Genomic DNA, 12057 nt, shown 5'->3' on the forward strand with positions numbered 1-12057 from the left:
TTCGCCCGGTGGTCACTCATTGTGAGGTTACGCAGAGTAATCTGCGTCCGTCAAGCCGAACGGCCTAACCGGTACGTACGGCCGGGGCAATACACGCCCTCGGCAGCACAGTGTGCAGGCCATCCGGTTGGAGGAACCATACAAAACAGGAGCGATTTCGTCCCTGCTAGGGTGAGGAACGTAAACCGACGTCCTTTAAAGCCCGTCCCGTGAGACGGGGAAGGAGGTCTGGTCTCGCATGACCAAGGCCGCACCGCAGCGCCCCGGTGACCTGGACCCGGCAACCGCCCGGCCCGTCCTGGACGCCTCCGACATCGCCCGGGTGCTCACCCGGGTCGCACACGAGATCGTCGAACGCGCCAAGGGCGCCGGCGACGTCGTCCTCCTCGGCATCCCGACCCGCGGCGTCGCGCTCGCCCGCCGCCTCGCCGCCCGTCTGGAGGACATCGAGGACGTCCACGTCCCGGTCGGCGCCCTCGACATCACGATGTACCGCGACGACCTGCGCCTGAGGCCCGCACGGGCCCTGGAGCGCACCGACATCCCGGCCACCGGCATCGACGGCAGGCTGGTCGTCCTCGTCGACGACGTGCTCTTCTCGGGGCGCACCATCCGCGCGGCCCTCGACGCCATCAACGACATCGGCCGCCCGCGCGCCGTGCAACTCGCCGTCCTCGTCGACCGCGGGCACCGCGAGCTCCCCATCCGTGCCGACTACGTGGGCAAGAACCTCCCCACGTCGCTGCGCGAGAAGGTCCAGGTCCTGCTGGAGGAGTACGACGGCCGCGACGCCGTCCTCCTCGGCATGCGCGGCGACGCCGCCCAGGTCCCCCCGGCCGCGACCCAAGGAAACGAAGAATCCCTGTGAAGCGTCACCTGATCTCGGCCGCCGACCTCACCCGAGACGACGCGCTGCTCATCCTCGACACCGCGGAAGAGCTCGCGCACATCGCCGAGCGCCCGATCAAGAAACTCCCCACCCTGCGCGGCCGGACCGTGGTCAACCTCTTCTTCGAGGACTCCACCCGGACCCGCATCTCGTTCGAGGCCGCCGCCAAGCGGCTGTCCGCGGATGTGATCAACTTCTCCGTCAAGGGCTCCTCGGTGTCGAAGGGCGAGAGCCTCAAGGACACCGCGCTCACCCTCCAGGCGATGGGCGCCGACGCCGTCGTCATACGGCACGGAGCCTCCGGCGCGCCCTACACCCTCGCCAACTCCGGCTGGCTCCACGGCTCCGTCGTCAACGCCGGCGACGGCACCCACGAACACCCCACCCAGGCGCTCCTCGACGCGTTCACGATGCGCAGGCGCCTGAGCGGCCCCGACGCCCGGGGCGGTCTCGACGGTCGCCGCATCACGATCGTCGGCGACGTCCTGCACAGCCGGGTCGCCCGCTCCAACGTTCTGCTGCTGGCCACCCTCGGCGCCGACGTCACCCTCGTCGCGCCGCCGACCCTGCTGCCCATCGGGGTCGAGACCTGGCCGTGCAGCGTGTCGTACGACATCGACGCCACGCTCGCCAAGGCGGACGCCGTGATGATGCTCCGCGTGCAGCGCGAGCGCATGAACGCCGCGTTCTTCCCCACCGAGCGCGAGTACTCGCGCCGCTACGGTCTCGACGCCAAACGCATGGCCGCGCTGCCGGACCACGCCATCGTCATGCACCCCGGCCCGATGAACCGCGGCATGGAGATCGCCGCCGAGGTCGCCGACTCCGCCCGCTCGACCATCGTCGAGCAGGTCACCAACGGGGTCAGCGTCCGCATGGCCGTGCTCTACCTGCTGCTCGGCGGCTCCGAGCCCGCCGTGACCACCGCCACCACCACCGAGGAGACCACCGCGTGAGCACGTACCTGATCAAGAACGCCAAGGTCCTTGGCGGCGACGCACAGGACGTGCTCATCTCCGACGGCCTCGTCACCCGCGTCGGCACGGGAATCGACGCCCCGCAGGCCGCGCAGACCATCGACGCCGCGGGCCACATCCTGCTCCCGGGCCTCGTCGACCTGCACACGCACCTGCGCGAACCCGGCCGCGAGGACGCCGAGACGGTCGAGACCGGCACCCGCGCCGCGGCCCTCGGCGGATTCACCGCCGTCCACGCCATGGCCAACACCGACCCCGTCGCCGACACCGCGGGCGTCGTCGAACAGGTGTGGCGCCTCGGCCAGGAGGCCGGCCGCTGCGACGTCCACCCCGTCGGCGCCGTCACCGTCGGCCTCGCCGGCGAACGCCTCGCCGAACTCGGCGCGATGCACGACTCCGCCGCCGGCGTGAAGGTCTTCTCCGACGACGGCAAATGCGTCCACGACGCCGTGATCATGCGCCGCGCCCTCGAATACGTGAAGGCGTTCGACGGCGTCGTCGCCCAGCACGCCCAGGAACCGCGCCTGACCGAAGGCGCCCAGATGAACGAAGGCACCGTCTCCGGCATGCTCGGGCTGCGCGGCTGGCCGGCGGTCGCCGAAGAGGCGATCATCGCCCGCGACGTGCTGCTGACCGCCCACGTCGGCTCCCGGCTGCACGTGTGCCACGTCTCCACCGCCGGCTCGGTCGAGATCATCCGCTGGGCCAAGTCCAAGGGCTGGGACGTCACCGCCGAGGTCACCCCGCACCACCTGCTGCTGACCGACGAGCTCGTGCGTTCGTACGACCCCGTCTACAAGGTCAACCCGCCGCTGCGCACCGCCGAGGACATCGCCGCGCTGCGCGAAGGCCTCGCGGACGGCACCATCGACGCCGTCGCCACCGACCACGCCCCGCACCCGTGCGAGGACAAGGACTGCGAGTGGGCGGTCGCCGCGATGGGGATGCTCGGCCTGGAGACGGCGCTGTCGATCGTGCAGCAGACCATGGTCGACACCGGCCTGCTCGACTGGGCCGGCGTCGCCGACCGCATGTCGGTACGCCCCGCCCGCATCGGCCGCCTCGACGGCCACGGGCGCGCCATCGCCGCCGGTGAACCTGCGAACCTGGTGCTCGTCGACCCGGCGGCGAGGCGTACCGTCGAACCGTCCGAACTCGCCTCGCGAAGCTCGAACACCCCCTACGCCGGCATGGAGCTGCCGGGCCGGGTGGCGGCCACCTTCCTGCGCGGCGTACCGACGGTGATCGACGGGAAACTCGCGTGACCATCAGCAACGGAAGCACCGGCACCTCCCCGCGCGCGGCCGAGTTCCTGCTCGCGGCCGAGAAGAAGTCCGCGGCGGTCTCCGACTGGGGCCAGTACCTGCTGTGGACGGGCATCTTCGTCGTGCTCATCCTCGGCACGTACGCGCTGATGTGGCGCGCCTGGAAGAAGCGCGGCCGCCGCCAGGCCGACCTGCCGGCCCCCGCGGCCGCCCCCGCCGAGCCGGGCGCGGAAGAGCCGCCGCTGCTGCCCGGACTGACCGGGCGCTACTTCGGCTCGACCACCGCCGGCGACTGGCTGGACCGCATCGTCGCGCACGGCCTCGGCACCCGCAGCACCGTCGCCCTCACCCTCACCGCCCAGGGCCTGCGCGTCGACCGGCCCGCCGCGGCAGGCTTCTTCGTACCGGCCGCCGACCTCGCCGGGGCACGCTTCGAGAAGGCCGCAGCCGGCAAGGTCCTGCCCGAGGGCGGCCTGCTCGTCGTCACCTGGAAACTCGGCGACACCCTCCTCGACTCAGGATTCCGCAGCGACCACGCGGCCGAGCACGACGCGTGGGTCGACGCCGTCAACCGCCTCGTCGCGGGCGACGTGCCGGCCCCGACCGCCGCCGCGCCCGACCAGGCTTCGCATCATCAGGAAGGCACCCAGAAGTGACCGCAACATCCGTCAAGGCCGCGGGCCCCGCCGTCCTCGTCCTGGAGGACGGCCGCACGTTCCGCGGTCGCGCGTACGGCGCGGTGGGGGAGACCTTCGGAGAAGCGGTGTTCTCCACCGGCATGTCCGGCTACCAGGAGACCCTGACCGACCCCTCGTACCACCGCCAGGTCGTCGTCATGACGGCCCCGCACGTCGGCAACACCGGCGTCAACGACGACGACCCCGAGTCGTCGCGCATCTGGGTGTCCGGCTACGTCGTCCGCGACCCCGCCCGACGCCCCTCGAACTGGCGCTCGCGGCGCAGCCTCGACGAGGAACTGGCCCGGTACGGCGTCGTCGGCATCTCCGGAATCGACACCCGCGCCCTCACCCGCCACCTGCGCGAGCGCGGCGCCATGCGCGTCGGCATCTTCTCCGGCGACGCCTACTTCGACGCCGACGGCACCGGCCTCGCCGACGACGCCGCGCTGCTCGACAAGGTCCGGGGCGTCCCGCAGATGACCGGCGCCGACCTGGCCGGCGAGGTCTCCACCACCGAGGCGTACGTCGTCCCGGCCGTCGGGACCAAGAAGTTCACCGTCGCCGCGCTCGACCTCGGCATCAAGGGGATGACCCCGCAGCGCATGGCCGAACGCGGCATCGAGGTCCACGTCCTGCCCGCGAACGCCACCGTCGAGGAGGTCTACGCGGTCGGCCCCGACGGGGTGTTCTTCTCCAACGGCCCAGGCGACCCCGCCACCGCCGACCACCAGGTCGCCGTCGCCCGGGCGGTGCTGGAGCGCGGCACGCCGTTCTTCGGGATCTGCTTCGGCAACCAGATCCTCGGCCGCGCCCTCGGCTTCGGCACCTACAAGCTCAAGTACGGCCACCGCGGCATCAACCAGCCCGTGCAGGACCGTACGACCGGCAAGGTCGAGGTCACCGCGCACAATCACGGCTTCGCCGTCGACGCACCGCTGGACCGCGTCAGCGACACGCCGTACGGCCGCGTCGAAGTCACGCACGTGTGCCTCAACGACAACGTCGTCGAAGGCCTCGGGCTGCTCGACCGGCCCGCCTTCAGCGTGCAGTACCACCCCGAGGCCGCCGCCGGCCCGCACGACGCCGCCTATCTGTTCGACCGCTTCGTCTCGCTGATGGTCGCGCAATCGGAGAACCAGGAGAGCAAGAGTGCCTAAGCGCAACGACCTGAAGTCCGTCCTGGTCGTCGGCTCGGGCCCGATCGTGATCGGCCAGGCCGCCGAGTTCGACTACTCCGGCACGCAGGCCTGCCGCGTACTGAAGTCCGAGGGCCTGCGGGTCATCCTGGTCAACTCCAACCCGGCGACGATCATGACCGACCCGGAGGTGGCCGACGCGACGTATGTCGAGCCCATCACCCCCGAGTACGTCGAGAAGATCATCGCCAAGGAGCGCCCCGACGCCCTGCTGCCCACCCTGGGCGGCCAGACCGCGCTCAACACCGCGGTCGCGCTGCACGAGAACGGCGTCCTCGACAAGTACGGCGTCGAACTCATCGGCGCCAACATCGCCTCGATCCAAAAGGGCGAGGACCGCGACCAGTTCAAGGAGGTCGTGGAACGCGTCCGGGAGAAGATCGGCCACGGCGAATCCGCCCGCTCGGTCATCTGTCACACGATGGACGACGTCCTCGCCGGCGTCGAGACTCTCGGCGGCTATCCCGTCGTCGTCCGCCCGTCCTTCACGATGGGCGGCGCAGGCTCCGGCTTCGCCCACGACGAAGAGGACCTGCGCCGCATCGCCGGCCAGGGGCTCGCGCTCTCGCCGACCACCGAGGTGCTCCTGGAGGAGTCCATCCTCGGTTGGAAGGAGTACGAGCTCGAACTCATGCGTGACAAGAACGACAACGTCGTGGTCGTCTGTTCGATCGAGAACTTCGACCCGATGGGCGTGCACACCGGCGACTCGATCACCGTCGCTCCGGCCATGACGCTGACCGACCGCGAATACCAGCGGCTGCGCGACATCGGCATCGCCGTCATCCGCGAGGTCGGCGTCGACACCGGCGGCTGCAACATCCAGTTCGCGGTCAACCCCGACGACGGCCGCATCATCGTCATCGAGATGAACCCGCGGGTGTCGCGTTCGTCGGCGCTGGCGTCCAAGGCCACCGGCTTCCCGATCGCCAAGATCGCCGCCCGGCTCGCCGTGGGCTACACGCTCGACGAGATCCCCAACGACATCACCCGCGAGACCCCCGCCTCGTTCGAACCCACGCTCGACTACGTCGTCGTCAAGGTCCCGCGCTTCGCGTTCGAGAAGTTCCCGGCCGCCGACGCCAGCCTCACCACCACGATGAAGTCCGTCGGCGAGGCCATGGCCATCGGGCGCAACTTCACCGAAGCCCTCCAAAAAGCCCTCCGCTCGCTGGAGAAGAAGGGCTCGCAGTTCGCCTTCACCGGCCCGCCCGGGGACAAGGCCGGCCTGCTCGACCTCGCCGCGACCCCCACGGACGGCCGCATCAACACCGTCATGCAGGCCATCCGCGCCGGCGCGACGCCCGAGGAACTGTTCGACGCCACCCGCATCGACCCGTGGTTCCTCGACCAGCTCATGCTGATCCACGAGATCGCCGGCGAGATTGCCGAGGCGGCCGACCTCACGCCCGAGCTGCTGCACCACGCCAAACGGCACGGCTTCTCCGACGCCCAGATCGCGGACATCCGCGGGCTGCGCGAAGACGTCGTGCGCGAGGTCCGGCACGCGCTCGGGGTCCGCCCGGTCTACAAGACCGTCGACACATGCGCCGCCGAATTCGCGGCCAAGACGCCGTACCACTACTCCTCGTACGACGAGGAGACCGAAGTCGCGCCGCGCACCAGGCCCGCCGTGATCATCCTCGGCTCCGGGCCGAACCGCATCGGCCAGGGCATCGAGTTCGACTACTCGTGCGTGCACGCCGCCTTCGCACTCGCCGACGCGGGCTACGAGACGGTCATGGTCAACTGCAACCCCGAGACCGTCTCGACCGACTACGACACCTCCGACCGGCTCTACTTCGAGCCGCTCACGCTGGAGGACGTCCTCGAAGTCGTGCACGCCGAGGAGCAGGCCGGGCCCGTCGCCGGTGTCCTCGTCCAACTCGGCGGGCAGACCCCGCTCGGCCTCGCCCAGGCGCTCAAGGACGCCGGCGTGCCGATCGCCGGCACCCCGCCCGAGGCCATCCACCTCGCCGAGGAGCGCGGCGCCTTCGGCCGCGTCCTGCACGAGGCCGGGCTCACCGCGCCCAAGCACGGCACCGCCTTCTCGTTCGACGAGGCCAAGGCCATCGCCGACGAGATCGGCTACCCGGTCCTCGTGCGGCCCTCGTACGTGCTGGGCGGGCGCGGCATGGAGATCGTGTACGACGAGGAATCACTCGCGACCTACCTGGAGCAGAACGCCGGGCTGGTCACCGAACACCCCGTCCTCGTCGACCGGTTCCTCGACGACGCCATCGAGATCGACGTCGACGCCCTCTACGACGGCCACGACCTCTACCTCGGCGGCGTCATGGAGCACATCGAGGAGGCCGGCATCCACTCCGGCGACTCCGCGTGCGCCCTCCCGCCGATCACACTCGGCGGTTACGACATCAAGCGCCTGCGCGCCGCCACCCACGGCATCGCGGAAGGCGTCGGCGTACGAGGCTTGATCAACATCCAGTTCGCCCTCGCCGGGGACATCCTCTACGTCCTCGAAGCCAACCCGCGCGCGTCGCGCACCGTCCCCTTCGTGTCGAAGGCCACCGCGGTGCCGCTCGCCAAGGCCGCCGCCCGCGTCTCGCTCGGCGCCACCATCGCCGAACTCCGCGCGGAAGGCCTCCTCCCGGCCGAAGGCGACGGCGGAACGCTTCCGCTCGACGCGCCCATCGCGGTCAAGGAGGCGGTCCTGCCGTGGAGCCGGTTCCGCGACGAACAGGGCCGCGGCGTCGACACCGTGCTCTCCCCGGAGATGCGCTCGACCGGTGAGGTCATGGGCATCGACGAGTTCTTCGGGACCGCCTACGCCAAGTCGCAGGCCGGTGCTTACGGCGCACTCCCCACGAAGGGCCGCGCTTTCGTCTCGGTCGCCAACCGCGACAAACGGTCGATGATCTTCCCGGTCAAGGCCCTCGTCGACCTCGGCTTCGAGATCCTGGCCACCCAGGGCACCGCCGAGGTGCTGCGCCGCAACGGCGTCACCGCCACGGTCGTCCGCAAGCACAGCGAGGGCCCCGGCCCGAACAGCGAGCCGACCATCGTGCAGCTCATCCACGACGGCGGTGTCGACCTCATCGTCAACACCCCGTTCGGCACCGGCGGCCGGCTCGACGGCTACGAGATCCGCACCGCCTCGGTCTCGCGCGGCGTCCCCAGCATCACCACGGTGCAGGGCTTCGCCGCCGCCGTGCAGGGCATCGCGGCGCTGGCCGCGGGGGACATAGGCGTACGGTCCCTTCAGGAGCACGCCGAACATCTGATCGCCGCCCGCGAGAACTGACAAATGAACGAGGGGTCCCCCGGGCGATGCCTCCGGGGGACCCCTCGCCATGCCGCGCCCACCGCTTCCGTCGAGGACCCCTCCAGGCCATGAGCTATCCGCTGTTCTTCAAGTACGTCCTCCGCAACCTCGACCCCGAACAGGCCCACCACCTGGCTTTCGCCGCCATCCGCGCGGTGGGCCGGGTCCCCGGCGGTCGCGAGGCCGTCGCCAAGGTGCTCGCGCCGCGTGACCCCGCACTCGCCGTACGCGCGTTCGGCATCGATTTCCCCGGCCCCTTCGGACTCGCCGCCGGATTCGACAAAAACGCCCTTGGCATCGACGAACTCGGAGCGCTGGGCTTCGACTTCGTCGAGATCGGCACAGTCACCGCACAGCCCCAGCCCGGCAATCCCAAGCAGCGGCTGTTCCGCCTGGTCGAGGACCGCGCGATCGTCAACCGCATGGGCTTCAACAACGACGGCGCCGAAGCCGTCGCCGCCCGGCTGCACGCACGCGGACCGCGGCGCCCCAAGCGGCCCACGGTGCTCGGCGTCAACATCGGCAAGACCAAGGCAGTACCGGAATCCGAGGCCGTGGCCGATTACGTCGCCTCCACCGAAAAACTCGCCCGGTACGCCGACTACCTCGTCGTCAACGTGTCCTCGCCCAACACACCGGGTTTGCGCGACCTCCAGGCCGTCGAACACCTGCGCCCGCTCCTGGCCGCGGTACGCGACGCCGCCGACCGCACCGTGCGCTCCCGGCGCGTCCCCCTGCTCGTCAAGATCGCACCCGACCTCGCCGACGACGACATCGACGCGGTCGCCGACCTCGCGGTCGAACTCGGCCTTGACGGCATCATCGCCACCAACACCACGATCGGCCGCGACGGGCTGCGCACCGACCCCGCCGAGGTCGAGGCGTGCGGCGCGGGAGGCCTGTCGGGGGCACCGCTCAAGGAACGCTCCCTCGCCGTCCTGCGCCGGCTGCGCGCCCGCGTGGGCGACCGCCTCGTCCTCGTCGGCGTCGGCGGGGTGGAGACCGCAGACGACGTGTGGGAGCGCCTGGAGGCAGGCGCGACCCTGGTCCAGGGCTACACCGGCTTCATCTACGCCGGCCCGTTCTGGTGCCGCACGATCCACAAAGGGCTCGCCGCCCGGCTCCGCGCGGCAGGCCGCACGTCACTCGCGGGCCTCGGCGCGGACGGCCACGTGTGACCCGTTTTCCGTCGACACCCGTCCCGCCCCGACCCGAGAGCGAGACCGTCATGCCCCAGCCCTTCGGCGCCCGCCTGCGCACCGCGATGGACCAGCGCGGCCCGCTCTGCGTCGGCATCGACCCGCACGCCGCGCTCCTGCGGGCCTGGGGCCTCGACGACGACATCGCGGGCCTGGAGGCCTTCACGCGCACGACCGTCGACGCCCTCGCCGACCGCGTCGCGGTGCTCAAGCCGCAGAGCGCGTTCTTCGAGCGGTTCGGCAGCCGCGGCATCGCCGTCCTGGAGCGTGCGGTCGCGGACGCCCGGTCGGCGGGCGCGCTCGTCCTCATGGACGCCAAACGCGGCGACATCGGCTCCACCATGGCCGGCTACGCCGCCGCGTACGTCGCCGCCGACAGCCCCCTCGCGTCGGACGCCGTCACGGTGAGCCCGTACCTCGGCTTCGGCTCGCTCGCCCCGCTGCTCGACGTCGCGCGCGAGCACGGGGCGGGCGTTTTCGTCCTGGCGCTCACGTCCAATCCCGAGGGCCGGGAGGTGCAGCGCGCCACCGCGGCGGACGGGACGAGTGTGGCCTCGGTGATGCTCCGCCACATCGCGGCGGAAAACGCCCGATCCGAGGGCCTGGGGTCCGTCGGCGCCGTCGTCGGCGCGACCCTCGGCGCGGTCGGCGTCGACCTCGACGTCAACGGGCCGCTGCTGGCGCCGGGCATCGGCGCGCAGGGGGCGACGCCGGCGGACCTGCCCGAGGTGTTCGGGGCGGCGGTGCGCAACGTCGTGCCCAGCGTGAGCCGCGAAGTGCTCCGCCACGGGCCGTCGGTCGGCGCCCTGCGTGACGCGGCGGCACGGTACGCGGACGAGTGCCGCACCGTGATCGGGTGACCGCACTTGTGGCGACCGCGTTTTTGCCGACTATTTTTTATTGCGAATCGCGCCACCGGCCAACCGGCGAGATTATGGGCGATTTGCCCCGGAGAGTTGCTGTTTTGAAGTTCCACTAAGCTGCCCGATGCGGCGCCAAACCTGCCCTGGGGTGGTCTTTTCGGCAGTTTCGGGCGACGTGGCGCGTTCCGCGGACTAGGCTCCGTCGGGAGCTCACCCGGTCGAGCGTTTCGCGTTGCCGCAGGCGCTGTGACCAGCTAGGTTCCACACTTGCGGTCGCCCAAGGGGGGCGATCGTGGATCGTAACAATCGAAGTCCGAGGTGACACGGCGTGGCTCTTCCGCACCTGACTCCCGAACAGCGCGCAGCCGCGCTCGCGAAGGCCGCTGAGGCTCGGCGGGAGCGTGCCGCGGTGAAGAACCGCCTCAAGCACTCCAATGCCTCCCTGAGCGAGGTCATCAAGGAGGGCCAGACCAATAACGTCATCGGCAAGATGAAGGTCTCGGCCCTGCTCGAATCGCTCCCCGGCGTCGGCAAGGTGCGCGCCAAGCAGTTGATGGAGAAGCTGAACATCTCCGAGACGCGTCGCGTGCGCGGCCTGGGGACGAATCAGATCGCGTCGCTTGAGCGCGAGTTCGGCGGCAAGTAGTCCCCGACGGGACGCCGCCGCCCGGGGTGCCCCGGGCGTACGACGGCCGGCCATGAGCAGATCGGCACGGATACCAGCACCATGCACGACAAACACCAGCGGCGGCTCACCGTGCTCTCCGGCCCCTCGGGGGTGGGCAAGAGTACGGTGGTCGCGCATCTCCGCGGCAAGCACCCCGAGGTATGGCTGTCGGTCTCCGCGACCACGCGCACACCCCGGCCCGGCGAGCTCGACGGCGTCCAGTACCACTTCGTCGACAACGAGCAGTTCGACAAACTGATCGCCGCCGACGAACTTCTCGAGTGGGCGGAGTTCGCGGGCAACCGTTACGGGACACCGCGTCAGCCGGTCCTGGAACGCCAGGAGGCTGGCGTCCCCACGCTTCTGGAGATCGAGCTGGAGGGCGCCCGTCAGGTCCGCCGGGCCATGCCGGACGCGCTGTTGGTCTTCCTCGCGCCGCCCTCGTGGGACGAACTCGTCCGCCGGCTGGTCGGGCGCGGCACCGAGTCCCCCGAGGTCATCGAGCGGCGGCTCGCGCAGGCCAAGGTCGAAATGGCCGCGGAATCCGAATTCGACGTGACGCTGGTGAATACGTCCGTCGAGGATGTATCGCGCGAACTGCTAGCCTTGATGAACGTTTCCTGAGTCGAATGAGATCCCCGCCGTCGGCTGACGCCGCCCGACGGTCGCGGGTCGCCCAAGGAAGGCCCTGTCTTGTCAGTCACCTCCTCCGCGCCCGAGGGCATCATCAACCCCCCGATCGACCAGCTCCTTGAGGTCACCGACTCGAAGTACAGCCTGGTCATCTACGCGGCGAAGCGCGCGCGGCAGATCAACGCCTACTACTCGCAGCTCGGCGAGGGCCTGCTCGAATACGTCGGCCCGCTGGTCGACACCCACGTGCACGAGAAGCCGCTGTCGATCGCGATGCGCGAGATCAACTCGGGCATGCTGACGGCGGAGCCCATCGAGGGCTGAGAACGCTCAGGCTTGCGCCGCAGAGCGGGCCTGTACGGCGCCCGCATGAGGCAAGCCGCACGACCGTCGTTGCCGGGG

Annotated in this window: 11 protein-coding genes; all 11 read left to right on the forward strand. The window is 70.5% G+C overall.

The genetic code is table 11. The features are described from left to right. Window positions 1-238 precede the first annotated feature (238 nt). Window positions 239-868 carry a bifunctional pyr operon transcriptional regulator/uracil phosphoribosyltransferase PyrR gene (gene pyrR, locus ACRX5W_RS18575; protein ID WP_436789303.1) on the forward strand — a complete coding sequence of 210 codons (630 nt, stop codon included), beginning with the start codon at window positions 239-241 and terminating at the stop codon, window positions 866-868. Beyond that, the gene (locus ACRX5W_RS18580; protein ID WP_436789304.1) at window positions 865-1845 is read left to right on the forward strand and encodes an aspartate carbamoyltransferase catalytic subunit; all 981 of its coding nucleotides are present in this window, start codon (window positions 865-867) and stop codon (window positions 1843-1845) included. The genes pyrR and ACRX5W_RS18580 overlap by 4 nt, the downstream gene beginning before the upstream one ends. After that, window positions 1842-3131, forward strand: a complete 1290-nt coding sequence (locus tag ACRX5W_RS18585; protein ID WP_436789305.1) for a dihydroorotase — start codon at window positions 1842-1844, stop codon at window positions 3129-3131. Before ACRX5W_RS18580 ends, ACRX5W_RS18585 begins: the two co-directional genes overlap by 4 nt. Then, window positions 3128-3787, forward strand: coding sequence for a hypothetical protein (locus tag ACRX5W_RS18590; protein ID WP_436789306.1), 660 nt, complete (start codon window positions 3128-3130; stop codon window positions 3785-3787). The genes ACRX5W_RS18585 and ACRX5W_RS18590 overlap by 4 nt, the downstream gene beginning before the upstream one ends. Then, window positions 3784-4968, forward strand: a complete 1185-nt coding sequence (gene carA / locus ACRX5W_RS18595) for a glutamine-hydrolyzing carbamoyl-phosphate synthase small subunit (protein ID WP_436789307.1) — start codon at window positions 3784-3786, stop codon at window positions 4966-4968. The genes ACRX5W_RS18590 and carA overlap by 4 nt, the downstream gene beginning before the upstream one ends. Further along, window positions 4961-8272 carry a carbamoyl-phosphate synthase large subunit gene (carB, locus tag ACRX5W_RS18600; protein WP_436789308.1) on the forward strand — a complete coding sequence of 1104 codons (3312 nt, stop codon included), beginning with the start codon at window positions 4961-4963 and terminating at the stop codon, window positions 8270-8272. Before carA ends, carB begins: the two co-directional genes overlap by 8 nt. An 89-nt stretch (window positions 8273-8361) precedes the next feature. Next, a complete protein-coding gene (locus tag ACRX5W_RS18605; protein ID WP_436789309.1) occupies window positions 8362-9471 on the forward strand; it encodes a quinone-dependent dihydroorotate dehydrogenase in 1110 nt (369 codons plus the stop codon). Window positions 9472-9521: 50 nt separating this feature from the next. Beyond that, entirely contained in the window at window positions 9522-10352 is an 831-nt protein-coding gene (gene pyrF, locus ACRX5W_RS18610) for an orotidine-5'-phosphate decarboxylase (RefSeq protein WP_436789310.1), read from the forward strand. Window positions 10353-10683: 331 nt separating this feature from the next. After that, on the forward strand, window positions 10684-11001 hold the full coding sequence (gene mihF / locus ACRX5W_RS18615) for an integration host factor, actinobacterial type (RefSeq protein ID WP_436789311.1): 318 nt from the start codon (window positions 10684-10686) through the stop codon (window positions 10999-11001). 81 nt (window positions 11002-11082) lie between these two features. Then, complete coding sequence (gene gmk, locus ACRX5W_RS18620) at window positions 11083-11646, forward strand: guanylate kinase (protein WP_436789312.1); 564 nt, start codon at window positions 11083-11085, stop codon at window positions 11644-11646. Window positions 11647-11715: 69 nt separating this feature from the next. Continuing rightward, window positions 11716-11979 (forward strand): DNA-directed RNA polymerase subunit omega, encoded by a 264-nt coding sequence (rpoZ, locus tag ACRX5W_RS18625; RefSeq protein WP_231777208.1) that lies wholly within the window; start codon window positions 11716-11718, stop codon window positions 11977-11979. Window positions 11980-12057 lie beyond the last annotated feature (78 nt).

It is taken from the genome of Yinghuangia sp. YIM S10712 (assembly GCF_051388935.1).
Taxonomy (GTDB): domain Bacteria; phylum Actinomycetota; class Actinomycetes; order Streptomycetales; family Streptomycetaceae; genus Yinghuangia.